Consider the following 25303-nt stretch of genomic DNA (forward strand, 5'->3'; position numbering starts at 1 on the left):
TCCGATGACACTCCCTCTGTGGAGGCGCCGTCGGGGCGGTGAACCGGAATCCGGTGGCACCCGCCCGGCATCCTCGCTTGCCAAGGCAAGCCAGCTGCAGCACCGTGGTCTGGATGCTTGCTCAGAATGCGCGCTGAGCCAGCGGCTCCGAGGTGAAGGTGGGGCTGCCATCGGCCGCCTACGGCGTCAGCCTCTGCCGATTGTCAGGTCCCCGTCGCCGGCAGCTCCCCCTGCTCCAGATAGGCAGTCAGGTCGGATGCTCGTGCGTGGATGGCGGCGGCAATTCGGCGCGCCAGGCGAGGGATGGTGAGCTCCGCTACCTGGTCGGCGTTGTGGAAGTCGTAGCCGCGGAGCTCGTCGGCTTGCAGTGCGATCTGTCGGCGGTCATCTGTGCTCAGGAAGCCGCCTTCGAAGAGGTAGAGGACCTTGTCTCCCTCTCCGGGGTTCGGTGCCCAGTCGACGACCAGTAGGCGGCCGATGTGCGGTGCGATGCCGAGTTCCTCCTGGACCTCGCGCACGCAGGCTTGCCGGGGCGACTCCCCCTCCTCGACGTAGCCCCCTGGGATATCTCGGTAGTCCTTGTAGGACGGCTCGACGAGGAGGACTCGATCGGCTTCGTCGAAGAAGAGAGCGCCGGCTGCCATGCGGGGGCGGGCCATCTTCGCTTCGTGCTCGTTCTCGCTCACGGATCGGACTCTAGCTGCCCACGACGATGCCCAGCCTGCGGGCCAGGTCTGCGACGGGATGGGCAGGCCGGCCTCTGGTGCCGCGTATCCAGCCGATGACCAGTTCTCGGCTCAGGTAGTGGTGGCGTACCTGCTCGGGGGCGGCCTGTTCCGCTTCGAGTAGGACGGCCACGGCTTCGTCGGTGCGGTTCCAGGAGCTGAGCGCCCTTGCGACTTCGAGGCTGTGCCGTACGCGCCGCTCCACGGGCAGGGCGGTCGTGTCGATTCGTGAGCCCAGGTCCGCGGCGATCTGGATGTCGCCGAGTTCGCCGGCGGTGGCCACGCAGTGGATCGCCACGTTGGTCGGGCCGAAGGCCGTCCACATGTGATTGGCGTCGGCGCCGAGCCGTTGCGCGGTCTCGTTCGCCTCGCGGAGGAAGGTCTGCGTGGTCGCCCGGTCTTCTGCCCGTGCGGCGGCCATCGCGCCTGTGAGGAACAGCGTGCCGTACACCGAGAGGTACTCATCGTTGGCGTTGCCGAGCTCGGGCTGCATGACGGCTGCCGCGTCGTTCACCAGCTGGACTGCGGCTTTGAAGCGTCCGGTGGCCAGGAGGCAGTGCGTGACCGCTCGGAAGAGCGATCCCGTGATTTCACTGCGGCCGCTGCGCTGCGCTGCTGCCAGACCGCGGTCGGCGGCGATCCACGCCAGCTCGGACTCTCCGACCTTGCCCAGCACCATGGCCGCCCCGTGGTAGGCGAGAGCGAGCAAGGCGTGGGCTTCCTCCGCCTCGCGCCCCGTGTAGGCGCGGGACGCGGCGAGGGCATCAGCCAGGACAAGGGGGAGACGTCGGGTGGCGAAGCCGTACCGAGATGCCTGGTAGGCGTCGAGCACGTCGCTGACGTTGCCTCGGAGGTCCTGCAGATCGGGTGGTTCCTCGCCGCTGGCGACTCCGAGTAAAGGGGCGAGCTGCTTGTAGTCCATCAGCGTTTCGCGCAGCGCGGGAACCGTCCGGTGGCCGCTGTCGGCTGACCACTCCATGAGCGCCGGCTCGGCAAGCAGGTCTCCGAGCGAGACGTCGAGGGCTCCGGCGAGTGAGGTGATCACCGAGAGGCGATCGAGCTCGATTCGGTTGTTCTCCGCTTTGCTCAGCCAGTCCGTGGTACGGCCGACAAGGCCAGCCAGTACCTCTTGGGAGAGGCCACGTCGGCGCCGGTACCAGGCGACGCGCTCGCCGATGGTCAGGTTCTCTGTCATACCTCGCATGTCCTGATCATCACCTCGTGGCCGAAGTGAACCCCGGAAAGTTTTTCCGGCGTGTCACCGGGCGTCCTGGCTACTGTCGCAGCAGACCGTGAACACCGCTGTGAGATGCGAACAACTCGTTCTGCATCGACTGGCATTGGCGAATGATGCTCGTCCGTTCCGCCCGTCTTCTTCAGGCAGAGAGATCGGAGATGGCCCAGCCATGACGCCCGCACCGCAAGATCCTGAAGGAGCGGTCCAGGCCGTATCGCAGCGCCCCGTGACCGTCGAAGCCGCGGCCGGCTGGAGTTCACTGCCGGAGTGGCTCACGGTCCGCGCGCTCGTGATCGACACGGGCACCGGCCGCCGGGGTGAGGTGCAGCCGTGGCCCTACTACTCCGAGAGGCCGCCTACCAGTGCCTGGCTGCGGCCGGAAGGCGGCGGGAAGAAGTGGACGGCGCCGATCGATGGCCTCCGGCCGGCCCACGGCGATCCGGCCGCGTGAAGCCTCAGCAACTGTGGCAGCGGTTCGAGTGGGCAAGCGGGAACTGCTTCCGCTGCGAACGGCTTGATGTCGAGGTGACCGTCATCGGCTCCATCGTCGTGGGCGACGTCACGGCCGAGATCCACGCGTGCAAGAAGTGCGTTTTCCGCCTGGAGCAGCTGCACTGGGTGCTCATCGGGCGGGAGTCTCGGCCACTTGGCTGATAACCCTTCTATCGGTCAAGTAACTGGCACAGAAGGGGGTTTCGGCGCCGGTAACCTCTGGCGGACGAGGCGCTGAGCGCCCGTCATATGGCTTGCCTGAGAGCTGAAAGGGAATCGATGGCCCAGGATCAGGAAAACACCGTGGAGCGCACGCTCGTGCTCCTCAAGCCCGACGCGATGGTCCGCGGATTCAGCGGGAAGATCATCGCCCGCTTCGAGGACGCGTCGCTGAAGATCGTCGGCATCAAGATGAAGCAGATGGACGCCGAGTTCACCCGGCGCCACTACTTCGACCTGGAGGAGCGGCTCGGCCCGGAGGTCTACAACCTCACCGCGACCTTCATGCAGCAGGGCCCGGTCATCGCGCTCGTGCTGGAGGGCTTCGACGCCGTCGCGACGGTCCGGAAGATCGTCGGCAGCACGTACCCGAACGAGGCCCCCGCCGGCACCATCCGCGGCGACTTCTCCCACTACAGCCGCGGCGCCAGCGCCGCCTCCGGGAAGGCCGTGGCGAACCTCGTCCACGCCTCGGGCAACAAGGAGGAGGCCGACATGGAGGTGGACCTCTGGTTCGACAAGGACGAGCTCCACGACTACCGCACCCTCGCGGAGATCTTCACGTACTGAGCCCGGACCGATGTCACCTATCGGCTGTCGACGCGTTGAACACCACCAGGCACCACCGTAGGAGAGAAGGCATCATGACCAACCCGACCCGCGTCGCCTCCGTAGCCGAGCTGGAGAACGTCTTCCAGCAGGAGCTGGCCACCGACCTCTGGGCCGCGGCGGAGACCGCCTTCGCTCTCGCCACCCGCAGCCGTGACATCGGCGACTGGGCCAAGTCCCGCGAGTGGGCCAAGCAGTGCCTGACGCTGCTGGCCGGCTTCCCGGACGAGACGGAGGGCGACGTCGCAACCAAGCGGGTGTCCGTCGGCGGCGTCCCGCTGCCGAACTACCTGCACGAGGGCGTCGTACGCGACCGCTTCGGCGACCTCGACTGACGTACAACCACGGCGGCGGTGCGGCACGCGGCCGCGGACCGCACCCCGCCGTTCGCTGATCAACCACACATCGCATCCAACTGAGCCATCCCCATGCATGGCCTGGCTCGGGCGAATCACCCATGCCCGATTCCGGAAGGGAGCCCCTGTGGCCATCGAGATCGAGATGCGCGCCCGGTTCGACAAGGACGCCTACGACCAGCTCATCGACCGCCTCACGGCGGAGGCCGAGGACCTCGGCTGCGACGACAAGAATATCTTCTTCTACGTGCTCCCGGACCAGCTGCTGAAGGTCACCGACAACGTGGCCGCCGGCTCGGCGAAGGTCACGCTCAAGGCCAGCAAGATCGGCCAGGGCGCCGCGTTCCCCGAAACGGAGATCGCCATCGGCCGCGAGGACGTGCCGGCCGCGGTACGGATCTTCAACGCCCTCGGCTTTGAAGGCACCATGCACCAAGCGTTCAACCAGCGACACAACTTCCGCTTCCGCGGCGTCGAAATCGCCGTGAAGTGGAGCGAGGCCTGGGGCCACCACGCCGAGTTCGAGGTGCTCCTGGACGAGGCCGCCGGTGCCACGGCGCAGGAGGAGGCCGCCGCCCGCATCCGCAACGTCGCCGACGAGCTCGGCGTACGCCTGATGACCGAGCAGGAGCTCGCCGACTTCACGGCCGCCTTCGAGGCCGCGGAGCAGGAGCGCAAGGACAGGGACGCGGCCACCGTCGCCGCGCCCGCCCGCTAGCCATCCGCTTCGTAGACCACCACGAGGAGGTGGGCCCGATGAGCACGACCTCGCCGGCTGGCAGGCTGGTCGAGCTGGCTGCACGCAAGCAGCTCCCGCACCACCAGTACACCGATCCCGCCACCGTCCGCTGGATCACCGTCAACCGGCCGGACTTCCCCGACGGCCCGCCTCCTCCCACCCTCCGGCCGCATCCACAGGGGCTCGTGACGCGCGCGGCCATCCCCGGCGACTGGCTGGCCGAGGCCAAATGCCATGACTCCCTCCACGGCGTCAGGCACGCCATGCGGACCGCCGCCCTGGCGGCTCTCCTGGCCGAGGCCAGGGGGCTCAGCGACAACGACACCGCCACTCTCGTCCTGGCCGCGGCGGTCCATGACTGCCGCCGCCTCCACGACAAGGACGACCGCGGCCACGGCGCCCGGGCAGCCATCTGGCTCACTGGCAACGCCGACACCGTCTGGAGCCACTTCGGGCTCACCCCTACACCAAGCCGCATCGCCGCTGCCGGCACGGCCGTCCGCCTCCACGACGTGCCGTATGAGCACTTCTCCCCGGACGACCACACAGACCACAGACGCGCCGAGACGATCAGCGATCTGCTGAAGGCCGCCGACGCTCTGGACCGCTACCGGTTGCCCAAGCTCACCTGGTGGCCTGACCCCGCCCAGGTTCGCTGCGAGGCGTTCGACGACTTACGCGCCACCGCCTTCGAGCTCGTCATCCGCTCCGAGTCGGCGTGGCTGGCGGGGGCGAGCAGCGCGGACGCCGTGTTCACCGGGCTGGCTCAGCTGGAGCTGATCAGCTGATGGACTTCCTCGACGCCTACGAGCAGTGGGCCGACGCCCACGCGTTCTTCGACACCACGCTCATCCCGAGCCCCGCCGACGTCCAGGATCCGCTCGCGGGCCAGATCGCGGCGTGGGAGGATCGCTTGGCCTTTACCCCCAACGGCCGGCTGCTTCGGGACAACGCCCTCTTCCGCGCGCTGAGCGGGGACGGCAAACTCCACCTCCTCCACGTCACGCACGCCCTGGAGCAGATCAGCAAGCACGGCACGCTCTACCCCTCCGGTGGCTGCCTGGTCGGCAGCGTCTACTGCGCGCCCCTCACAGCAACCGAGCGCGGCTTCCACATGCACAACCTCGGCGAGTACATCCTGACCAAGGAAGCCCCTGCCTTCGCCGCCAAGGCCAACGCCTCGGGGCGGACGCCCACGCCGCTGATCTTCGAAGTGACTCTCCCGTCGCAGGCGTACCGGGGGCTGGCCGGCGTGGACTACCTCCGCCTCGGCTCGATCCACCTCCAGATCTACAGCCGCCTGGAGTACCTGCTCTCCAAGACTGAACGCCACCAGCTGCGCGAGACCATCGTCAGCCGGATCAAGAACTCCACAGCCTTCCTCGCCCTGGCGGCTGCCGTCGCCTACCAGGGCGCGATCGTCCAGTCCGATAGGTTTCTGCGGCTGCTGGACGAGACGATCCCCCGCCTGCCGATCCTCGGCTATGTGTACTTCGAGGCTCTGGCCGAGTACCTGATGCTGCACTCCGCCACCCCTGGTACGCGCGAGCGGGCCGAGCGCGGCGAGTTCGACAACTGGCTCTACAAAGAGATGCTGTTCGCGTCCTTCCCGGACATGGCGGGCAAGTTCGACCTGGCCAAGTTCCGGCCGTCGCCCGCTGACCTGGCCACGCTCCTCGCCCGCATCGACCCGGGCATCGACGTGCGCCACGCCCGTAGCTACCTGACCGAGCGGATCAGCCACCTCGTCGCGGTCCGCCTCTTCACGCCCGGGCAGGTACCCGAAGCCTGGCACCGCACCCGCTGGGAGTTCGACAGCCTCTCCACCCAGCTCGGGCCACTCCTCGGCCACCTCATCCACCGCGAGCTGCGCACCTTCGGCCGGTACCCGGACTTCTACTTCTACTTCGACCAGCACAAGGCGCTGCAGGCGTGGAACTACTGGAACCACATGGACATCATCACGCCCTTCAACGGGACCGTCCCGAAGGGCGAGATCGGTATCAACCCCGCGTACCCCGACCTGGCGTACCGGGTCTGGCGAGCTGAGCAGGACGACAGCGGCCACCTCCAGCCCGCCGAGGAGCTCAATCTGACCATCGCCCCGCGCCTGGTCGACATCAAGTACACGCTCATGCGCAACAACCAGTGGACCGCCTCGGCCGCTGGCACCGCCTGATGCGAGAGGACACCGCTCCGATGAACGCCCACCGCACGAACGGCACCTCCATCGACCACCTCGGCGAGCAGATCACCACGCTCCTCGCCGACCCCGCGACCACACACGGCCTGGCCCGGACGCTCCGGGCCGCGGCCAAGGAGATCGAGCTCAGCCGGTACCACAGGGTCAGCCAGAGGGCCTTTCCCAGCGGCCGGATCGACACGGCCCCGAAGAACGTCCAGGTCGGCGGCGGCGCCCACCGTATCGACGGCTTCTTCAACATCGATGCCGTACCGCCGGCCGACCTGCTGTGGGACGTCCGCGAAGGGCTGCCGCTCCAGGACAGCACGGTGGAGGTGCTGTTCTCCGAGCACTTCCTCGAGCACATCGACTACCCGACCTCTGCCAAGCACTACGCCCGCGAGACTCACCGCGTCCTCGCCTCCGGCGGGCGGCTCATCACCGGCGTCCCGGACGCATCGTTCGTCCTCGGCCCGTACCCCGCCAGGCCCGAGCAGGCCGAGGAGATGATCGACCGCTGGTACGCCAAGCGGAACTGCCGCCAGGACATCAATACCTATCTCGACCTGATCAACTACGTCTTCCGCGACCAGGACGACCACCCCACGTACACCCCGCACCTCTGGGCCTACGACCTCGACAAGCTCTGCCAGCTGTTCACGGAGGCGGGCTTCAAGACCGTCGAGCCGTGGCCGTTCGACGCCGCCATGGCCAACCCGAAGCGCGAATGGGCCAGCGTCTACGTGGTCGCGACTAGGTGACCTGCGCCGCGGCCAGTCCAGGCCACCTGGTCACCCTCGGGATGGAACCGAGAAGAAGAGGAGCGTTCAAGGTCCCCAGTGTGGGCGCTACGCGGCGCAGACTTCGTGGCGTACGTGGAGCGGCCGGTACGGAGCGGAGGGACGACCCGTAGCCGCCACTCGCGCCGCGAGTTCCGCAATCAGTTGCCGGTCAGCTGGCGCTGCTCGACCGGCCGGGTGAGGCCTGCGGCAACGGCCTGGCGGTTGGCTCGAATTTCGACCATGTAGGCGACTGCTTCGTCAGCATCTGCCTTCCGGACGAGGTCGATGTGCCGTTGGAGAAGCTCGGCGCGACGTGAAGGCCAGGCGCTGAGGATGTCGGCCGGTTCCACCGATCGGTACTGCGCGGTGCGGTCGCCCTTGCTGCTCGTAGAAGCGGTCCACGGCGCGAAGCTGCCCGATCGCGCCGCCCCGCCCCACACCGGACCTGCGAGCGGACCTACGGCATTGCCGACGGCCCCGTCGGGGCCGTTTCCAGTACGGGCCGTTTCCCGTGTTGGCTGCGCGGACGCCAGGGTGTTTCGGCGAGCTCCAGGCTGTGATCACCCACACAACCGGCACACACCAAGACGACGCTTACACAACATGCGACAAAACAGACACGCGCGCGGCCCCGCTGTGGCCCCGCAGCGGCTTTGGAACGCGAAAGACGGCCCCGGAGGGCCGCCAGGATCACCGAAGTGACTCGCGCCGCCAGCAAAGATGCTGGTCAGATCGTTTCTGCACACCTGGTGTGCAGTGGGGCGGGTGGGACTCGAACCCACGGCCGACGGATTATGAGTCCGCTGCTCTAACCGGCTGAGCTACCGCCCCTTCACGGCGTGGCGCGTACATGTGTGCGCGCCGTCTGCCGCAGCATAGCCGCTCATACGATCTCCTGCTCCGGTTGCCTCGCATGATCGGCTTCGCATGTTCAGAGAGACCGCGCTGGAAGCTGCCCGGTTCCAGGTCCGGGGCAAAAAGAAAGAGGACCCGACCGGGTCCTCCATCCCTTCCTGCTCCCCCGACTGGACTCGAACCAGTAACCTGCCGGTTAACAGCCGGCTGCTCTGCCAATTGAGCTACAGGGGACCGCGCTCCCCCGACTGGACTCGAACCAGTAACCTGCCGGTTAACAGCCGGCTGCTCTGCCAATTGAGCTACAGGGGATTGCTGCGGTGCCACGAACAGCCCACCTCCGGCCTTGCCGGGGGGCGAGCGCCCGTTGCGAGTCATAGATTAGCGCAAGCAGGGGGGTGCTCCGCCAATCGGTATCGCCAGCCGGCCGGGCACCGACACGACGAAGGGTGGCAGGCATGCGGTACAAGGTCACGTTCCTCGCCGGGGTGGCCGTCGGCTACGTGGTGGGAACGGCCGCGGGGCGCGAGCGGTACGAGGGGATGAAGAAGTCCGCGCGGCGGATCGCGCAGAACCCGGTGGTGCGCAACGCCGCCGAGACGGCGGGGCAGAGCGGGCGGGCGTTCGCCGGGAAGGCCTTCGCCGCCGTCGGCGACAAGGTCGGCGGCGCGCTGCCGGCCTCCGTGGCGCGGCGGGTGCCGGGGCTGCGGGAGCGGGGGCAGGGGTACGAGGACGAGTGGGGGACCAGCAACACCTGACCCTCCTGGGAGGGCCGTCCGGTGGGGCAGAATTCTCCGCATGGGGATAGTCGCCGGGCTGGACAGCTCTTCCACCTTCACTCGCATCGTCGTCTGTGACACGGACACGGGCGCCGTACTGCGCCAGGGCTACGCACCCCATCCGCAGTCCGTCGGCGAGACGGTCCCCCACGAGACCGACCCGCAGGCCTGGCTGCTCTCCCTGGGCGAGGCGGCCGGCGGCGGGCTGCTGGAGGGCGTCCAGGCCATCGGGGTCTCCGCGCGGCGCGGCCTGCTGGCACTGGACGCACAGGGCGGGCTGGTCCGGCCCGCCCTGGTCGGCAACGACCGGCGCGGGCAGGTCGCCGCGGCCGAACTGGTCGAGGCGCTCGGCGGCAAGGCCGCCTGGACGGCGGCCGTGGGCTCGGTCCCGCACCCCGCGCAGCCGATCGTGAAGCTCGCCTGGCTGGCCCGTACCGACCCGGAGGCCGCGCGCCGGGTGGCGGTGCTGCTCTCCCCGCACGACTGGCTGGTCTGGCAGCTGCTGGGCCGGCCCGCCCGGCGCACCACCGACCGGGCGGGCGCCTCCGGGACGGGGTACTGGTCGGCGGCCACCGGCTCCTACCGCCCCGACCTGGTCGAGCTGGCGCTCGGGCACCAGGCGCTGCTGCCCGAGGTGCTCGGTCCGAGCGACGCCGCCGGGATGACCCCGGAAGGGCTGCTGATCTCCGCCGGGACCGGGGAGACCACGGCCGCCGTGCTCGGGCTGGGCCTGGGTCCCGGGGACGCGGTGGTCTCGCTGGGCGCCTCCGGTTCGGTGATGGCCGTGCACCACGAGGCCCTGGTGGAGCCGGGCGGCCTGATCACCTCCCTGGCCGACGCGGCCGGCATGCACCTGCCGGTGGTGAACACCTCCAACGCCGTACGGCCCCTGCGCGGCACCGCCGACATGCTGGGCACCGACCTGGAGGGGCTGAGCGCACTCGCGCTGAAGTCGACGCCGGGTGCACACGGGCTCGTACTCCTGCCGTACCTGGAGGGAGAGCGCACGCCGCACCTGCCGCACTCCGCCGGGACCCTGTCGGGGCTGCGCCGGGACTCGATGAAGCCGGAGCACCTGGCCCGGGCCGCGTTCGAGGGGATGCTGTGCGGGCTGGTGGACGCCCTGGACGTGCTGCGGCACCGGGGGGTCGGCATCCGGCGGGTGTTCCTGCTGGGCGCGGCCGCCGAGCTGCCCGCCGTACAGGCCGCCGCTCCGGGGCTGTTCGGGACGCAGGTCGTGGTGCCCGCACCGGCGGACTACGCGGCGCTGGGCGCGGCCCGGCAGGCGGCGTGGGCGCTGGGGGTGCAGCAGGGCACGCTCGCCCCGCACACGCCTCCGCTGTGGCCGGCCCCGGCCGCGCAGGTCTTCGAGCCGGGCGAGGAGTTCGCCGCCTGGCAGGCGGTGCGCCAGCAGTACGTGACGACGCGGGAGCAGCTGCACCCGGGGGCCTTCTGAGCTGCGTGACAGGGCTCACGCCCGGTCCGCAACCCCTAGCGCCCCCTGCTTCCGGCGGGAACGGGACCTTGGCACGAAGTGGCCTACTCCTTTTGTCCCGGCTTTGCGAAAAGAGGTAGGGATCAAGCCTCCGCTTGACACAAGATGGAGTGAACCCCCTCGATCATGCCTACCGGAGCCTACGCGTGCTCATACGACTTCTGCGAACGTACCTGCGTCCGCACCGGAAACCCATCGCCGCACTGGTACTGCTGCAACTCCTGCAGACCAGTGCGAGCCTCTACCTGCCCACGCTCAACGCCGACATCATCGACAACGGTGTCGTCAAGGGCGACACCGGTTACATCCTGCGCTCCGGCGCGCTGATGCTCGGTGTCTCGCTCGTCCAGCTCGTCTGCAACGTCGGCGCCGTCTACTTCGGCGCACGGACCTCGGCCGCGCTCGGCCGCGACATCCGCGCCGCCGTCTTCGACCGGGTGCAGAGCTTCTCCGCCCGCGAGGTGGGCCAGTTCGGCGCCCCGTCGCTGATCACCCGTACGACCAACGACGTCCAGCAGGTGCAGATGCTGGCGCTGCTGACCTTCACGCTGATGGCCTCGGCGCCGATCATGTGCATCGGCGGCATCGCCATGGCGCTCTCCCTGGACGTGAAGCTGTCGGGCGTGCTGCTCGCCGTGGTCCCGGTGCTGGGCATCTCGGTCGGCGCGATCGTCTGGAGGACGCGTCCGCTGTTCCGCCGGATGCAGGTCCGCCTCGACGTGGTCAACCGGGTGCTGCGCGAGCAGATCACCGGCAACCGCGTGATCCGCGCCTTCGTCCGCGACGGCTACGAGGAGGAGCGCTTCCGCGGCGCGAACTCCGAACTGACCGGCGTCTCGCTGGCCTCGGGCAAGCTGCTCGCCCTGATGTTCCCCGTCGTCATGCTGGTCATGAACGTCTCCAGCGTGGCGGTCATCTGGTTCGGCGCGATGCGCGTGGACAGCCAGGGGATGGAAATCGGCCAGGTAACGGCCTTCCTGGCCTACCTGATGCAGATCGTGATGGCCGTGATGATGGCCACCTTCATGTTCATGATGGTGCCCCGCGCCGAGGTCTGTGCCGAGCGCATCCAGGAGGTCCTGGACACCGAGTCCAGCGTGGTCCCTCCCTCGGACCCGGTGCGCACGGTGTCCCTGCGCGGGCAGCTGGAGCTGCGCGGCGCGGACTTCCACTATCCGGGCGCCGAGGCGCCGGTGCTGCGCGGGGTGGACCTGGTGGCCCGCCCCGGCGAGACCACGGCGGTGATCGGCTCCACCGGCAGCGGCAAGTCCACGCTGCTGGGGCTGGTGCCGCGGCTGTTCGACGCGACCGGCGGCACGGTGCTCGTCGACGGCGAGGACGTGCGCCGACTGGACCCGCAGCTGCTGGCCCGGACGGTCGGCATGGTCCCGCAGAAGCCGTACCTGTTCTCCGGGACCGTCGCCTCCAACCTGCGCTACGGGCGCCCGGACGCGACGGACGAGGAGCTGTGGCAGGCCCTGGAGGTGGCCCAGGCCAAGGAGTTCGTCTCCGCGCTGGAGGGAGGCCTGGAGGCGCCCATCACCCAGGGCGGCACGAACGTCTCCGGCGGCCAGCGCCAGCGTCTGGCGATCGCCCGCACGCTCGTGCAGCGCCCGGAGATCTACCTGTTCGACGACTCCTTCTCGGCCCTGGACTACGCGACGGACGCGGCGCTGCGCGCGGCGCTGGCGCGGGAGACGGAGGAGGCGACGGTGGTCATCGTCGCCCAGCGGGTCTCCACGATCCGCGACGCCGACCGGATCATCGTCCTCGACGAGGGCCAGGTGGTCGGCGAGGGCCGCCACCACGAGCTGATGGCCGGCAACGAGACCTACCGGGAGATCGTGCTCTCCCAGCTGACGGAGGCGGAGGCCGCATGAGCGGGCCCGGAGGACGGATGATGATGGGCTCGCCCCAGAGGTCCCTGGACTTCAAGGGGTCGGGCAAACGCCTGCTGGCACAGCTGGCGCAGGAGAAGGCGAAGCTGTGGGGCATGGTCGCGGCCGTGGTCGGCAGCGTCGGCTGTTCCGTGGTCGGTCCGAAGATCCTCGGCGAGGCCACGGACCTGGTGTTCGCGGGCATCGTCGGCCGGGAGATGCCGGAGGGCCTGACCAAGGAGCAGGCGCTGGAGGGGCTGCGGTCCCAGGGGCACGGCGGCGTGGCGGACATGCTGGCCAGCACCGACTTCACGCCGGGCAAGGGCATCGACTTCGGTGCCGTCGGGGTCGTGGCGCTGTGGGCGCTGGCGGTCTTCGTGCTGGCGTCCCTGCTGATGCTGGTCGCGACGCGGCTGTCGAACCGGGTGCAGAACGGCACCGTGTACCGGATGCGCGAGGAGCTCCAGGCCAAGCTGTCGCGGCTGCCGCTGTCGTACTTCGACCAGCAGAAGCGCGGCGAGGTGCTCAGCCGGGCGACGAACGACATCGACAACATCGGGCAGACGCTCCAGCAGACGCTGGGTCAGCTGATGAACTCGCTGCTGACGATCGTCGGCGTGCTGGCGATGATGTTCTGGATCTCGCCGCTGCTGGCGCTGGTCGCGCTGGCGACCGTGCCGCTGGCCATGGTGGTCGCGGCTAAGATCGGCAAGAAGTCGCAGCCGCAGTTCGTGGCGCAGTGGAAGAGCACCGGCACGCTGAACGCCCACATCGAGGAGATGTACTCCGGCCACGCGCTGGTGAAGGTCTTCGGTCGGCAGAAGGAGTCGGCGGAGGTCTTCGCCGAGCACAACGAGGAGCTGTACCGGGCCTCGTTCAAGGCGCAGCTGGTCAGCGGCATCATGCAGCCGGTGATGTTCTTCGTCTCGAACATCAACTACGTGCTGGTGGCCGTCGTCGGCGGGCTGCGGGTGGCCTCGGGCACCCTGTCGATCGGTGACGTGCAGGCGTTCATCCAGTACTCGCGCCAGTTCTCGATGCCGCTGACGCAGGTGGCGTCGATGGCGAACCTGGTGCAGTCCGGCGTCGCCTCGGCGGAGCGGGTGTACGAGCTGATGGACGCGCCCGAGCAGGAGCCGGACGTGGAGGTTCCGGAGCGTCCGGAGGAGCTGCGCGGGCAGGTCGTCCTGGACAAGGTGGCCTTCCGCTACGAGCCGGACAAGCCGCTCATCGAGAACCTGTCGCTGCGGGTGGAGCCGGGTCAGACGGTCGCGATCGTCGGCCCGACGGGCGCGGGCAAGACCACGCTGGTCAACCTGTTGATGCGGTTCTACGAGGTCACCGGTGGCGAGATCGCCCTCGACGGGGTGGACATCGCCAAGATGACCCGCGAGCAGCTGCGTTCCGGGATCGGCATGGTCCTCCAGGACACCTGGCTGTTCGGCGGGACCATCGCGGAGAACATCGCCTACGGTGCCTCGCGGGAGGTCACGCGTGCCGAGATCGAGGAGGCCGCGCGGGCGGCCCACGCGGACCGGTTCGTCCGTACGCTGCCCGACGGCTACGACACGGTGCTCGACGACGAGGGCGCGGGCGTCAGCGCGGGCGAGAAGCAGCTGATCACCATCGCCCGGGCGTTCCTGTCGGACCCGGTGATCCTGGTCCTCGACGAGGCGACGAGCTCGGTGGACACCCGTACCGAGGTGCTGATCCAGAAGGCGATGGCGCGCCTGGCGCACGGCCGTACGTCGTTCGTGATCGCGCACCGGCTCTCCACGATCCGGGATGCCGACGTGATCCTGGTCATGGAGAACGGCTCGATCGTGGAGCAGGGCTCGCACGAGGAGCTGCTGGCCGCGGAGGGCGCGTACGCGCGGCTGTACGCGGCGCAGTTCGCGCAGGCGGTCGCCGAGGTCGACTGACCCGGGTGCGCGCGAGCGGGTGGGGGCGTCCTTCGGGGCGCCCCCTTCCCGTTCGCGGGGCGGTCAGTCGAGGTAGCCGCGCAGCTGGTCCGCGAAGGCGTGGTCGCGGAGCTTGGCGAGGGTCTTGGACTCGATCTGGCGGATCCGCTCCCGGGTGACGCCGAAGATCCGGCCGATCTCCTCCAGGGTGCGGGGGCGGCCGTCGGCGAGCCCGTAGCGCAGCTGGACGACCTTGCGTTCGCGTTCGCCGAGGGTCGACAGGACGGCCTCGAGGTGTTCGCGCAGCAGGAAGAAGGCGGCGGACTCCATGGGGGAGGCGGCGTCGCCGTCCTCGATGAGGTCGCCGAGCGCGACGTCCTCCTCCTCGCCGACGGGGGCGTGCAGGGAGACCGGTTCCTGGGCGAGGCGCAGCACTTCCAGGACGCGTTCGGGGGTCAGTTCCAGGTGGAGGGCGACCTCTTCGGCGGTGGGTTCGTAGCCGCGTTCCTGGAGCATGCGGCGCTGGACGCGGACGACGCGGTTGATGAGCTCGACGACGTGGACGGGGACGCGGATGGTACGGGCCTGGTCGGCGAGGGCCCGTGACATCGCCTGGCGGATCCACCAGGTGGCGTAGGTGGAGAACTTGTAGCCACGGGCGTAGTCGAACTTCTCGACGGCCCGGATCAGTCCGAGGTTGCCCTCCTGGACGAGGTCGAGCATGGTCAGGCCGCGGCCCACGTAGCGTTTGGCGACGGAGACGACGAGGCGCAGGTTGGACTCGATGAGCCGGCGTTTGGCCATGCGGCCCATGACGACGAGTTTGTCGAGGTCGACGGCGAGCTGGGAGTCGAGGTCGGTGGCGCCCGCGAGCCGCTCCTCGGCGAAGAGTCCCGCTTCCACGCGCCGGGCGAGTTCGACCTCCTCGGCGGCGGTGAGGAGCGGGATCCTGCCTATCTCGCGCAGGTACTGGCGGAAGAGGTCGGCGGAGGGGCCGCCCGCGGCCGGGCCGGCGGGGCCGCGGCCGGGCTGCGGGGGCGGCTGCTCGATGAGTTCGAACACCTCGGGTTCTTCGTCCCCGTCGCGCTCGGCGGCTTCGCGTGCGGCGGCGTCTGCGGTCTCGTCCACGGCCTCGGCCTCGGCCTCTGCGGTTGCGACTTCACCGGCGTGGAAGGAGCTGCCGGCGGGGTGGCTCACGTTCACGGTCAGGGTCCGGGTCTGCACGGGGGCGACCTCCAGGGGCTCCGAGGACGGTGGCACCGCACCTCAGTGTGGGGTACGGCACATCGCTGCCACGAGGGGCGTGCGGGCACTTTCTGAGCCCGCTGCGTGACCGGATGGTTACCCCCCGGCGGCAACCCCGATGCGGATCGGACTCATGTCCGAGACGATCGGGGGCCGCCCGTGCCGGGCCCGTGCAGGGCGTCCCGTCAGGCCATCCAGAAGAAGACGGCCGTCATCCGCTTGTCCTCCAGGGTGGTGCCCCAGTACCCGGTGGCGCTGTGGATCAGGTTGGCGGAGTAGAGCAGGAGGCGGTTGTAGCGGTGGGGGACGCGGAGGTCCTCGGTGAAGGAGTCCTCGGGGACGAAGCGGGTGCCGAGGGCGTCGACGAGGTTGTTGTGCGGGGCGAGGACCTGGTTGCCGCCGAGGACCCCGCCGGGGAGGCTCTGGCGGTAGAAGCTGGTGCCGCAGTCCTTGGGGATGCCGGGGGTCAGGTAGAGCACGGCGGCGTAGCGGCACACGGTGCGGGAGTCGGTGTGCGGGCGGGACTCGCACTCCCCCTCGCCGACGACCTGGACGCAGTTGTGGTTGAAGGTGCCGGCTCCGGCGGGGTCCTCGGCCCAGATCCGCTTCGCCCCGGTGGCCTGCCGCACCAGCTTCTCCACGTGGGCGAGTTCGGCCGGTTCCAGGGCGGGCATGGCGCGCAGCCCGGGCCAGGGCTCGGGCTTGTGCGGGGCGCCCTGGACCCAGTCGCCCTTGGCGAGGCAGCGTTCCCGTACGGCGTCGGCGTCGGGCAGTACGTCGTCCAGCACCCAGTAGTCGCGGCCGCGGGTGGGCTTGCGGTAGGGCAGCACGGGGAGGGTGTTCGAGGGTCGAGGTGACATGCGCGGAACGCTAGTTGGGGGAGCTGTGAGGCTCCCCAAAGCGGGCCCCAAGAGTGCGGCAAGAGGCGGCAAGAGATGGTCCGCCGGGGAGGTGGTCAGGCGAGCTCCACGCGGACCGCGCAGACCTTGAACTCCGGCATCCGGGAGACGGGGTCCAGGGCGGGGTTGGTGAGGGTGTTGGCGCGGCCCTCCCCGTACCAGTGGAAGGGCATGAACACGGTGTCCGCCCTGATGGCGTCGGTGATCCGGGCCGGGGCCACCGCCCGTCCGCGCCGCGAGGTGACGGCCAGCGGGGCGCCGTCGGCCACCCCGAGGCGGGCGGCGAGGCGGGGGTGGAGCTCCACGAACGGGCCGGGGGCGGCCTCGTTGAGCTCGGGCACGCGGCGGGTCTGTGCCCCGGACTGGTACTGGGCGACGACCCGGCCGGTGGTGAGCAGCAGCGGGTACTCGGCGTCGGGGGTCTCGGCGGCCTCGCGGTGGGCTACGGGGGCGAAGCGGGCCCGGCCGTCCTCGGTGGCGAACCGGTCCAGGAAGAGCCGGGGCGTGCCCGGGGAGCCTTCGGGGCAGGGCCAGAAGACGCCCTGTTCGGCGGCGATGCGGTCGTAGGTGATGCCGGAGTAGTCGGCGGGGCCGCCCTCGGAGGCTCGGCGCAGTTCCGCGAAGACCTCCTCGGGGTCGGTGGGGAAGGCCTTCTCCAGGCCGAGGCGGGCGGCGAGCCCGTGCAGGACCTCCAGGTCGCTGCGGACGCCGGGCGGCGGGGTGAGCGCCCGGCGGCGCAGCAGGACGCGGCCTTCCAGGTTGGTGGTGGTGCCGCTCTCCTCGGCCCACTGGGTGACGGGCAGGACCACGTCGGCGAGGGCGGCGGTCTCGGAGAGGACCACGTCGGCGACGGCGAGGAAGTCCAGGGAGCGCACGCGTTCCTCGACGTGGGCGGCGCCGGGTGCGGAGACGAGGGGGTTGGAGCCCATGAGCAGGAGGGCCTTGACGTCGCCGCCGAGGGCGTCGAGGAGTTCGTACGCGCTGCGGCCGGGGCCGGGCAGGGTCTCGGGGTCGACGCCCCAGACCCGGGCGACGTGTTCCCGGGCGGCGGGGTCGGTCAGCTTGCGGTAGCCGGGGAGCTGGTCGGCCTTCTGGCCGTGCTCGCGGCCGCCCTGGCCGTTGCCCTGGCCGGTGAGGCAGCCGTAGCCGGAGAGGGGGCGGCCGGCCCGTCCGGTGGCCAGGCACAGGTTGATCCACGCGCCGACGGTGTCGGTGCCCTTGGCCTGCTGTTCGGGGCCGCGGGCGGTGAGCACCATGGCGGATTCGGGGGCGCAGAACAGCTCGACGGCCCGGCGCAGGCGGGGGACCGGGACGCCGGTGATCCGCTCGACGAGCTCGGGCCAGTGGGCCATGGCGGCGGCCCGGGCGTCCTCCCAGCCGGTGGTGCGGGCGGCGATGAACTCCGTGTCGGTGCGGCCCTCGGCGACGACGAGGTGCAGCAGGCCGAGGGCCAGGGCGAGGTCGGTGCCGGGGCGGGGGGCCAGGTGGAGGTCGGCCAGTTCGGCGGTGCGGGTGCGGCGGGGGTCGACGACGACGAGGGTGCCGCCGGCCTCCTTGAGTTCGGTGAGGTAGCGCAGGGCGGGGGGCATGGTCTCGGCCGGGTTGGAGCCGACGAGGATCACGCAGCCGGTGCGCGGGATGTCCTCCAGGGGGAAGGGCAGTCCGCGGTCCAGGCCGAAGGCGCGCTGGTGGGCGGCGGCGGCCGAGGACATGCAGAAGCGGCCGTTGTAGTCGATCTGGGAGGTGCCGAGGGCGATGCGGGCGAACTTGCCGAGGGCGTAGGCCTTTTCGTTGGTGAGCCCGCCGCCGCCGAAGACGCCGACGGCGTCGGGGCCGTGCGTGCGGCGGGTGCGGGCGAGGCCGGCGGCCACGGTGTCGAGGGCCTGGTCCCAGGTGGCCGGCACGAGGGGGCCGCCGGGGCGGGTGCGGACCAGCGGCTCGGTGAGGCGCACCCGGGAGGAGAGCACGGCGGGGGCGGTGCGGCCCTTGCCGCAGAGGGCTCCGCGGTTGACCGGGAAGTCGGCCCGCTCCTCGACCGTGACGCCGCCGTCGCCGTCCGGCTGGGGGCGGAGGTTCATGCCGCACTGGAGGGCGCAGTACGGGCAGTGGGTGGCGGTGACTCCCTGGGTGCTGTGCATACGGGTCAGGGTGCGGGCGGGGTGTTACGGCGGGCGCCCGGCCGCGTTACGGCCGGGGGTGCGGGGGCTCAGCGCGGGCGGACGGCGCCGGTGAGACCCCGCGGCCGGGGCTGGAGGGTGCTCTCCCCGCCCCGCCCTTTCGCCGTCTCTCCCCCAGCTACCGCTGGGAGGTGCCCCAGGGGCTCCGCCCCGGACCCCGCGCCTCAAACGCCGGCGGGGCTGGAATCAGCCCCGCCGGCGTTTGAGGCGGAAACGGGGAAGGGGCGCGGCGGGGAGACGGCTCCGCGCAGCGGCACCCGTACCCCGGGCCCGGCTACTGGCCCGTCCGGTGCTTCACCGTCAGGCCAGCCGTCCAGCCGGATCGCGGCGTCAGTCTGCCAGAGCCCCCAGGGCCCGCGACACCCCTTCCTCCTTCGGGCCGAGGAAGTGCGGCGGCGGCTCGAAGACGGCGTCGACGGCGGCCTTGCCGGCCGCGAAGACCTCGCGGGCGCCGCCGTAGTACCAGGTGGCGTCGTGCGCGTTGTCGACACCGACCCCGTAGGAGTCCACGCCCGCGGCCCGGCACAGCGTGACGGCCCGGTGGATGTGGAAGCTCTGGCTGACGAGCACCGCCCGGCGCACGCCGAAGATCTCCCGGGCCCGTACGCAGCTGTCCCAGGTGTCGAAGCCGGCGAAGTCGCTGACGATCCGCCCGTCGGGCACCCCGTGCCGGGTGAGGTAGGCGCGCATCGCGTCGGGCTCGTCGTACTCGGTGCGGCTGTTGTCCCCGGTGACCAGGACGGCCTTCACCTTCCCCGCCCGGTACAGCTCGACGGCCGCGTCCAGGCGGGCCGCGAGGTACGGGGTGGGCCGGCCGTCCCACAGCCCGGCCCCGAAGACGACGGCCACCCCGGCCGCGGGCGCCTGCGCGGTGGTGCGCAGCCGGCCTGCGGCGGTGGCGTGGGTCCAGGTGGAGGGCAGCAGGGCCAGCACGCACAGGGCCATCACGGCCTGCACCGCCCGCCGCCGGGCCCGTACGGTGCCGAGGCGCGGTCGGCGCATGGCGATTCCCCCTGGTGGTCGTGGTGGTGCCGCCCCCGGCGGCTCCTACGGGGTCAGGACGGCCGGGACCGCCGGAACGGTTCCCCGGCCCAGCTGTGAGCACCCGGCGAACACCCGTCACCGCCGCGCAACGCCCACGCAATCTGCGGCCCGCAGGATCGGTCCATGACGGAGCCGGTGCACCCTCCCGAAAGCCAGTCCTCCCCCTCGCCCTCCCCCTCCCTCCCCTTCGGCGGCGCGGCCGAGCTGCTGACCCGGATCACCCACCAGCTCGGCGCCCAGCTGAGCGGAGTGCGCCCCCCGCGCGCCCGGCCCCACGGAGCCCCCTCATGCACCCCACCCTCGTCGCCGTGGCCCACGGCAGCCGCGACCCACGTGCCGCGCTCACCGTCCTCGCCCTCCTCGAACGGGTCCGCGAGCTCCGCCCGCGCCTCGACGTCCGGCTCGGGCACATCGAGCTGAACCGGCCGCTGCTCGCCGACACCCTCGCGGACGCCACCGGTGCGGTCGTCCTCGTACCGCTGCTGCTCGGGCGCGGGACCCACGTCAAGCGTGACCTCCCCGCCGCCGCAGCCCGCGCCGGGCACCTGCGGATACGGGTCGCGGCCCCGCTCGGGCCGCACCCGCTGCTGGTGGAGGCCCTGGCCGAAAGGCTCCTGCAGGCCGGCTGGCAGCCCGGCACCGCCGTGGTCCTGGCCTCCGCCGGTTCCCTCGACCCCGACTGCGCCGCCGACTCCCGCCGCACGGCCGCGCTGCTCTCGGAACGCCTCGACGGGGTGCCCGTGACCCCGGCGTACGCCTCGGCGGCCGCGCCGGCCGTCCCGGACGCCGTACGGGCGCTCGTGGCGCGGGGCCACCGGGTGGCGGTGGCCTCGTACTTCACCGCCCCCGGCCGCTTCGCCGCCGCGAGCGCCGCCGCCGCACCGGGCCCGGCCGCCGCACCCCTGGGCGCCCACCCGGCCCTGGCCCGGCTGGTCCTCCACCGTTACGACCAGGCCCTGGCCCGCCCCGCGCACCAGCGGGAACCGGCCACTGCCTGAAGACCGGACGGGACCGGATTGCTCGGATTGTCGGTGTCTCCGGTTACCGTCTGATATATGGAAGGCACCGCGCAGAACCCCGCGTACGACTCCTACGACCCCGCCGCCACCGAGCGGTGGGCCGCCGAGCCCGACAAGAGGCCCGGGCGGACCGCCTTCCAGCGCGACCGCGCCCGGGTGCTGCATTCGGCCGCGCTGCGCCGCCTCGCCGGGAAGACCCAGGTGGTCACCCCGGGCACCCGCTCGTACGACTGGGACGCGAGCCCCCGTACCCGGCTGACGCACTCCCTGGAGTGCGCGCAGGTCGGCCGGGAGCTCGGCGCGGCCCTCGGCTGCGATCCCGACCTGGTCGAGGCGGCCTGCCTGTCGCACGACATGGGGCACCCGCCGTTCGGGCACAACGGCGAGGAGGCGCTCAACGAGTTCGCCAAGGACTGCGGCGGCTTCGAGGGCAACGCCCAGTCGCTGCGCCTGCTGACCCGGCTGGAGCCCAAGCGGTTCGTGCCCGGTCCGGCGACGGGCGAGCCGGTGAGCGTCGGACTCAATCTGACCCGGGCCTGTCTGGACGCCGCCACCAAGTACCCCTGGGCGCGCGGCGGGCACCCCACCGACCCCGACTCGGTGAAGTTCGGCGCCTACGAGGACGACCTGCCGGTCTTCGCCTGGCTGCGGCGCGGCGCGCCCGCCGACCGCAAGTGCTTCGAGGCCCAGGTGATGGACTGGTCGGACGACGTCGCCTACTCGGTCCACGACTTCGAGGACGGGCTGCACGCCGGGCACCTCGACCCCAACCTGCTGTTCGCCGAACCGGAACGGGCCGCGATCTGGCGGGTCGCCATCGGCCGGTACGTGCCCGCCGACACCGAGCCGGAGGAACTGCGCGAGGCGCTGGACCGGCTGATGGAGGAGGAGTGGTGGCCGCACGGGTACGACGGCTCGGCCGTGGCGCAGGCCCGGCTCAAGGACGCCACCAGCCAGCTGATCGGCCGGTTCTGCCTGGCCGCCGAGACCGCCACCCGTGAGGCGTACGGCGGCGGCCCGCTGACCCGGTACGCGGCGGAGCTGGTGGTCCCGCGCCGGGCGCGCAACGAGTGCGCCGTCCTGAAGGCGGTCGCCGACCTGTACGTGATGCAGCGCGACGAGCAGGAGCGGCTGCGGGCCGACCAGCGCATCGTCCTGGCCGAACTCGCCGAGGCGCTCAGCGCCCGCGCGCCCGAGGGACTCGACCCCCAGTTCCGGGCGATCTTCGACGCGGCGCCGGACGACAAGGCCCGCAAGCGGGCGGTCATCGACCAGATCGCGTGCCTCACCGATGCTTCGGCCCGGTCCCTGCACGCACGCCTCACCCGGCGCGGACGGCGCGCCGAGGGGTGAGCCGATCGGGCCATTCCCCCTTCACGGGGCAGGCTCGGTGCGGGACGCTCGCATGTGGCCGCACATGGCGGAGAGGTTATGAGGAGGCATCAGGTGGTCGACGCACACCAGACGTTCATCATCGTCGGCGCGGGGCTGGCCGGGGCGAAGGCCGCCGAAACGCTGAGGTCGGAGGGGTTCACCGGCCGCGTGATCCTGATCGGCGACGAGCGCGACCATCCCTACGAACGGCCCCCGCTGTCCAAGGGCTACCTGCTGGGCAAGGAGGAACGCGACAGCGTCTTCGTGCACGAGCCGTCCTGGTATGCGGGCGCCGACATCGAGCTGCACCTGGGGCAGCCCGCGGTGCACCTGGACCGCGGGGCGAAGACGGTCCGGCTGGGTGACGGCACCCTGCTGCACTACGACAAGCTGCTGCTGGCGACCGGCGCCGAGCCGCGCCGCCTGGACATCCCGGGCACCGGCCTGGCCGGGGTGCACCACCTGCGCCGGCTCGCCCACGCCGACCTGCTGCGCAAGGCGCTGACCTCCCTGGGCCGCGACAACGGCCACCTGCTGATCGCCGGCGCGGGCTGGATCGGCCTGGAGGTGGCGGCCGCGGCCCGCACCTACGGCGCCGAGGTGACCGTGGTCGAACCGCTGCCCACCCCGCTGCACGCGGTGCTCGGACCGGAGATCGGCCAGTTCTTCGCGGACCTGCACACCGGGCACGGGGTGCGCTTCCACTTCGGGGCCATGCTGACGGAGATCGTCGGCCAGGACGGGATGGTGCTGGCCGCCCGCACCGACGACGGCGAGGAGCACCCGGCGCACGCCGTGCTCGCCGCGATCGGCGCGGCGCCGCGCACCGCGCTCGCGGAGACCTCCGGGCTGGCCCTGGTGGACCGGGAGCACGGCGGCGGCATCGCCGTGGACGCCTCGCTGCGCACCTCCGACCCGGACGTCTTCGCCGTCGGCGACGTGGCCGCCGCCCAGCACCCGGGGCTGGGCACCCGGGTGCGGGTGGAGCACTGGGCCAACGCCCTCAACGGGGGCCCGGCCGCCGCGCGTGCGATGCTGGGGCAGGAGGTCTCGTACGAGCGGGTGCCGTACTTCTTCTCCGACCAGTACGACGTGGGCCTGGAGTACTCGGGGTACGCCCCGGCGGGCAGCTACGACCAGGTGCTGGTGCGCGGAGACGCGGGCAAGCGCGAGTTCATCGCGTTCTGGCTCTCCGGCGGCCGGGTGCTGGCGGGGATGAACGTGAACGTGTGGGACGTCACCGAGCACATCCAGAACCTGATCCGGTCGAAGGCGCCGGTGGACCGCGAGAAGCTGGCGGACCCTTCCGTTCCGCTTGACTCCCTGGTCCCGGCCCAGGGGGCCTGACGGGTTTGCCGCCGTCCCACCGTAGAATTCTCGGGTGGCAGGACGGATCAACGACGACGACGTGAAGGCGGTACGGGACGCGGTCCCGATCGACGCCGTGGTCTCCGAGTACCTCCAGCTGCGCAACGCGGGCGGCGGCAACCTCAAGGGCCTGTGCCCCTTCCACGACGAGAAGTCCCCGTCCTTCCAGGTCAGCCCGAGCAAGGGGCTCTACCACTGCTTCGGCTGCCAGGCCGGCGGGGACACCCTCGACTTCATCATGAAGATCGACCACCTCTCGTTCTCGGAGGCGGTCGAGCGGCTGGCCGGCCAGGCCGGCATCACCCTGCGCTACGAGGAGGGCGGCTACACCGCCGGCACCAGCGGCCGCGGGGAGCGGATCCGCCTGGTCGAGGCGCACAAGGCCGCCGCCCTCTTCTACGCCGACCAGCTCGGCGGCGCCGAGGCCGAGATCGCCCGGCGCTTCCTGGCGGAGCGCGGCTTCGACCAGGCGGCGGCCGAGCACTTCGGGGTGGGCTACAGCCCGGCCGGCTGGGACCACCTGACCCGGTTCCTGCGCGGGCGTGGCTTCAGCGACAAGGAGCTGATCCTCTCGGGCCTGGCCCAGGACAGCCGCAGCGGCAAGCCGATCGACCGCTTCCGCGGCCGGCTGATGTGGCCGATCCGGGACATCAGCGGCGAGGTGGTCGGCTTCGGAGCGCGCAAGCTGCGCGAGGACGACAACGGCCCGAAGTACCTGAACACCCCCGAGACGCCGATCTACAAGAAGTCCCAGGTCCTCTACGGGATCGACCTGGCGAAGAAGGAGATCGCGAAGACCTCCCGGGCCGTGGTCGTCGAGGGCTACACCGATGTGATGGCCTGCCACCTGGCCGGGGTCACCACCGCCATCGCCACCTGTGGCACGGCCTTCGGCGGGGAGCACATCAAGATCCTGCGCCGGCTGCTGATGGACAACGCGACCGCCGAGGTGATCTTCACCTTCGACGGTGACGCGGCCGGGCAGAAGGCGGCGCTGCGGGCCTTCGAGGACGACCAGAAGTTCGCGGCGGAGACCTCGATCGCGATCACCCCGGGCGGGATGGACCCCTGCGACCTGCGCCTCGCGCAGGGCGACGCGGCCGTCTCCGGGCTGGTGGAGTCCCGCACTCCGCTGTTCGAGTTCGCGCTGCGCCACATCGTGTCCCGGCACAACCTGGAGAACCCGGCGGGACGGGCGGCCGCCCTGGACGAGGCCGCTCCCGTCGTGGCCGGGATCAAGAACATCGCGATCCAGCACGAGTCGGCGGTGCAGCTGGCGGGCATGCTGGGCATCCGCGACGAGCAGTTCGTCGTCAAGCGGGTCGCGCAGCAGGCCCGCTGGGCGCGCGAGCGCGGCCAGCAGCCGGACCGGCGGCAGCCCGCCCGCCGCTACGAGGAGGCCCCGGCCGCCGCACCGGCCCCGGCGCAGCCGGGCGGCCCGGCCCTGAACCTGCGCAGCCCGGCGCACCGGACGGAGCGGGAGCTGCTCAAGCTGGCGCTCCAGCGCCCGGCCCTGGTCTCCCCCGCCTTCGACGCGTACGGGTCGGACGAGTTCACGGCCCCGCCCTACGCGGCGGTCCGCCAGGCCATCCAGGACGCGGGCGGCGCCGCCCAGGGCACGGAGGACTACCTGGCCCGGGTGCGGGAGGCGGCCCCGAACGACACGGTGCGCGCGCTGGTGACGGAGCTGGCGGTGGAGGCCATCCACGCGAAGACGGTGGACGAGGTCTACGCGGGGGTCCAGCTGGTGCAGGTCCGCCTGCGGGCGGTGGACCGCCGGGTCCACGAGATCCAGGGCCAGATGGCCCGCCTCGGCCCGCAGGCCCCGCCGGAACAGCATGCGGCGGTCCAGCAGGAACTGTGGGTCCTCCAGCAGTACGGCCAACGCCTGCGCAACCGGGGCGCGGAGGGTCTGTAGCGGGCGGCGGG

General features: G+C 71.3%; 23 protein-coding genes and 3 tRNA genes. 16 read left to right on the top strand and 10 right to left on the bottom strand.

Going from position 1 to position 25303, the window contains the following annotated elements; all coding sequences use genetic code 11:
- Positions 1-203: 203 nt before the first annotated feature.
- Together B4U46_RS11780 and B4U46_RS11785 are read right to left on the bottom strand one after the other, a co-directional pair.
- A complete protein-coding gene (locus B4U46_RS11780; RefSeq protein WP_107438253.1) occupies positions 204-686 on the bottom strand; it encodes an NUDIX domain-containing protein in 483 nt (160 codons plus the stop codon).
- Between the two features lie 10 nt (positions 687-696).
- On the bottom strand, positions 697-1920 hold the full coding sequence (locus B4U46_RS11785; protein ID WP_079426718.1) for a helix-turn-helix domain-containing protein: 1224 nt from the start codon (positions 1918-1920) through the stop codon (positions 697-699).
- Between the two features lie 268 nt (positions 1921-2188).
- Between B4U46_RS11785 and B4U46_RS11790 the strand changes: the two genes are divergently transcribed.
- From B4U46_RS11790 to B4U46_RS11825, 8 genes are all read left to right on the top strand, one after another.
- Complete coding sequence (locus B4U46_RS11790) at positions 2189-2413, top strand: hypothetical protein (RefSeq protein WP_079426720.1); 225 nt, start codon at positions 2189-2191, stop codon at positions 2411-2413.
- Positions 2410-2616, top strand: a complete 207-nt coding sequence (locus B4U46_RS11795; protein ID WP_079426722.1) for a hypothetical protein — start codon at positions 2410-2412, stop codon at positions 2614-2616. The genes B4U46_RS11790 and B4U46_RS11795 overlap by 4 nt, the downstream gene beginning before the upstream one ends.
- 117 nt (positions 2617-2733) lie before the next feature.
- Entirely contained in the window at positions 2734-3243 is a 510-nt protein-coding gene (locus tag B4U46_RS11800; RefSeq protein ID WP_079426724.1) for a nucleoside-diphosphate kinase, read from the top strand.
- Between the two features lie 74 nt (positions 3244-3317).
- Positions 3318-3617 (top strand): hypothetical protein, encoded by a 300-nt coding sequence (locus B4U46_RS11805; RefSeq protein ID WP_079426727.1) that lies wholly within the window; start codon positions 3318-3320, stop codon positions 3615-3617.
- Positions 3618-3765: 148 nt separating this feature from the next.
- Positions 3766-4356 carry a hypothetical protein gene (locus B4U46_RS11810; RefSeq protein WP_079426730.1) on the top strand — a complete coding sequence of 197 codons (591 nt, stop codon included), beginning with the start codon at positions 3766-3768 and terminating at the stop codon, positions 4354-4356.
- Between the two features lie 38 nt (positions 4357-4394).
- On the top strand, positions 4395-5165 hold the full coding sequence (locus B4U46_RS11815) for a hypothetical protein (RefSeq protein WP_079426732.1): 771 nt from the start codon (positions 4395-4397) through the stop codon (positions 5163-5165).
- Complete coding sequence (locus B4U46_RS11820; protein WP_079426734.1) at positions 5165-6556, top strand: hypothetical protein; 1392 nt, start codon at positions 5165-5167, stop codon at positions 6554-6556. The genes B4U46_RS11815 and B4U46_RS11820 overlap by 1 nt, the downstream gene beginning before the upstream one ends.
- Before the next feature lie 20 nt (positions 6557-6576).
- Positions 6577-7320 (top strand): class I SAM-dependent methyltransferase, encoded by a 744-nt coding sequence (locus B4U46_RS11825; protein WP_079431712.1) that lies wholly within the window; start codon positions 6577-6579, stop codon positions 7318-7320.
- Positions 7321-7499: 179 nt separating this feature from the next.
- Here the strand turns inward: B4U46_RS11825 and B4U46_RS37320 are convergent, their stop codons facing one another.
- The 4 genes from B4U46_RS37320 to B4U46_RS11840 all read right to left on the bottom strand — a co-directional run bounded on the left by B4U46_RS37320 (position 7500) and on the right by B4U46_RS11840 (position 8508).
- Positions 7500-7691, bottom strand: coding sequence for a hypothetical protein (locus B4U46_RS37320; RefSeq protein WP_123995655.1), 192 nt, complete (start codon positions 7689-7691; stop codon positions 7500-7502).
- Between the two features lie 407 nt (positions 7692-8098).
- Positions 8099-8172, bottom strand: a tRNA-Ile gene (locus B4U46_RS11830).
- Between the two features lie 185 nt (positions 8173-8357).
- Positions 8358-8430 (bottom strand) — tRNA-Asn (locus tag B4U46_RS11835).
- 5 nt (positions 8431-8435) lie between these two features.
- A tRNA-Asn gene (locus B4U46_RS11840) sits at positions 8436-8508 on the bottom strand.
- Positions 8509-8654: 146 nt separating this feature from the next.
- On the opposite strand from B4U46_RS11840, the gene B4U46_RS11845 reads away from it, so the two are divergent.
- From B4U46_RS11845 to B4U46_RS11860, 4 genes are all read left to right on the top strand, one after another.
- Positions 8655-8954 carry a hypothetical protein gene (locus B4U46_RS11845; protein WP_079426737.1) on the top strand — a complete coding sequence of 100 codons (300 nt, stop codon included), beginning with the start codon at positions 8655-8657 and terminating at the stop codon, positions 8952-8954.
- A gap of 40 nt (positions 8955-8994) precedes the next feature.
- Entirely contained in the window at positions 8995-10431 is a 1437-nt protein-coding gene (locus B4U46_RS11850; protein WP_079426740.1) for a xylulokinase, read from the top strand.
- A 185-nt stretch (positions 10432-10616) separates the two neighbouring features.
- The gene (locus B4U46_RS11855; RefSeq protein ID WP_079426743.1) at positions 10617-12350 is read left to right on the top strand and encodes an ABC transporter ATP-binding protein; all 1734 of its coding nucleotides are present in this window, start codon (positions 10617-10619) and stop codon (positions 12348-12350) included.
- Positions 12347-14269: an ABC transporter ATP-binding protein gene (locus B4U46_RS11860; RefSeq protein WP_079426745.1), complete on the top strand. Its 1923-nt coding sequence runs from the start codon at positions 12347-12349 to the stop codon at positions 14267-14269. The genes B4U46_RS11855 and B4U46_RS11860 overlap by 4 nt, the downstream gene beginning before the upstream one ends.
- Before the next feature lie 63 nt (positions 14270-14332).
- Here the strand turns inward: B4U46_RS11860 and B4U46_RS11865 are convergent, their stop codons facing one another.
- The 4 genes from B4U46_RS11865 to B4U46_RS11880 form a co-directional block, all read right to left on the bottom strand.
- A complete protein-coding gene (locus tag B4U46_RS11865) occupies positions 14333-15472 on the bottom strand; it encodes an RNA polymerase sigma factor (protein ID WP_398898887.1) in 1140 nt (379 codons plus the stop codon).
- A gap of 206 nt (positions 15473-15678) precedes the next feature.
- A complete protein-coding gene (locus B4U46_RS11870; RefSeq protein ID WP_079426749.1) occupies positions 15679-16353 on the bottom strand; it encodes a DUF6445 family protein in 675 nt (224 codons plus the stop codon).
- Between the two features lie 95 nt (positions 16354-16448).
- Positions 16449-18530 carry a molybdopterin oxidoreductase family protein gene (locus tag B4U46_RS11875; RefSeq protein ID WP_079426751.1) on the bottom strand — a complete coding sequence of 694 codons (2082 nt, stop codon included), beginning with the start codon at positions 18528-18530 and terminating at the stop codon, positions 16449-16451.
- Between the two features lie 369 nt (positions 18531-18899).
- Entirely contained in the window at positions 18900-19571 is a 672-nt protein-coding gene (locus B4U46_RS11880) for a SanA/YdcF family protein (protein ID WP_079426753.1), read from the bottom strand.
- A gap of 329 nt (positions 19572-19900) precedes the next feature.
- Between B4U46_RS11880 and B4U46_RS11885 the strand changes: the two genes are divergently transcribed.
- The 4 genes from B4U46_RS11885 to dnaG all read left to right on the top strand — a co-directional run bounded on the left by B4U46_RS11885 (position 19901) and on the right by dnaG (position 25292).
- Positions 19901-20611, top strand: coding sequence for a sirohydrochlorin chelatase (locus B4U46_RS11885; protein ID WP_079426755.1), 711 nt, complete (start codon positions 19901-19903; stop codon positions 20609-20611).
- A 57-nt stretch (positions 20612-20668) separates the two neighbouring features.
- Entirely contained in the window at positions 20669-21985 is a 1317-nt protein-coding gene (locus B4U46_RS11890; RefSeq protein ID WP_079426757.1) for a deoxyguanosinetriphosphate triphosphohydrolase, read from the top strand.
- Positions 21986-22078: 93 nt separating this feature from the next.
- A complete protein-coding gene (locus B4U46_RS11895) occupies positions 22079-23353 on the top strand; it encodes an NAD(P)/FAD-dependent oxidoreductase (protein ID WP_079426759.1) in 1275 nt (424 codons plus the stop codon).
- Positions 23354-23387: 34 nt separating this feature from the next.
- Complete coding sequence (dnaG, locus tag B4U46_RS11900; RefSeq protein ID WP_079426761.1) at positions 23388-25292, top strand: DNA primase; 1905 nt, start codon at positions 23388-23390, stop codon at positions 25290-25292.
- Positions 25293-25303: the final 11 nt, after the last annotated feature.

Source organism: Streptomyces katrae (assembly GCF_002028425.1).
In the GTDB taxonomy this organism is placed as follows: domain Bacteria; phylum Actinomycetota; class Actinomycetes; order Streptomycetales; family Streptomycetaceae; genus Streptomyces; species Streptomyces katrae_A.

Coding starts and splice junctions, on each gene's coding strand:
- B4U46_RS11825 (WP_079431712.1), top strand. CDS start 6,577: ATGAACGCCCACCGCACGAACGGCACCTCCATCGACCACCTCGGCGAG.
- B4U46_RS11875 (WP_079426751.1), bottom strand. CDS start 18,530: ATGCACAGCACCCAGGGAGTCACCGCCACCCACTGCCCGTACTGCGCC.
- B4U46_RS11890 (WP_079426757.1), top strand. CDS start 20,669: ATGGAAGGCACCGCGCAGAACCCCGCGTACGACTCCTACGACCCCGCC.
- B4U46_RS11805 (WP_079426727.1), top strand. CDS start 3,318: ATGACCAACCCGACCCGCGTCGCCTCCGTAGCCGAGCTGGAGAACGTC.
- B4U46_RS11850 (WP_079426740.1), top strand. CDS start 8,995: ATGGGGATAGTCGCCGGGCTGGACAGCTCTTCCACCTTCACTCGCATC.
- B4U46_RS11845 (WP_079426737.1), top strand. CDS start 8,655: ATGCGGTACAAGGTCACGTTCCTCGCCGGGGTGGCCGTCGGCTACGTG.
- B4U46_RS11785 (WP_079426718.1), bottom strand. CDS start 1,920: ATGACAGAGAACCTGACCATCGGCGAGCGCGTCGCCTGGTACCGGCGC.
- B4U46_RS11800 (WP_079426724.1), top strand. CDS start 2,734: ATGGCCCAGGATCAGGAAAACACCGTGGAGCGCACGCTCGTGCTCCTC.
- B4U46_RS11880 (WP_079426753.1), bottom strand. CDS start 19,571: ATGCGCCGACCGCGCCTCGGCACCGTACGGGCCCGGCGGCGGGCGGTG.
- B4U46_RS11870 (WP_079426749.1), bottom strand. CDS start 16,353: ATGTCACCTCGACCCTCGAACACCCTCCCCGTGCTGCCCTACCGCAAG.
- B4U46_RS11860 (WP_079426745.1), top strand. CDS start 12,347: ATGAGCGGGCCCGGAGGACGGATGATGATGGGCTCGCCCCAGAGGTCC.
- B4U46_RS11885 (WP_079426755.1), top strand. CDS start 19,901: ATGCACCCCACCCTCGTCGCCGTGGCCCACGGCAGCCGCGACCCACGT.
- B4U46_RS11815 (WP_079426732.1), top strand. CDS start 4,395: ATGAGCACGACCTCGCCGGCTGGCAGGCTGGTCGAGCTGGCTGCACGC.
- B4U46_RS11820 (WP_079426734.1), top strand. CDS start 5,165: ATGGACTTCCTCGACGCCTACGAGCAGTGGGCCGACGCCCACGCGTTC.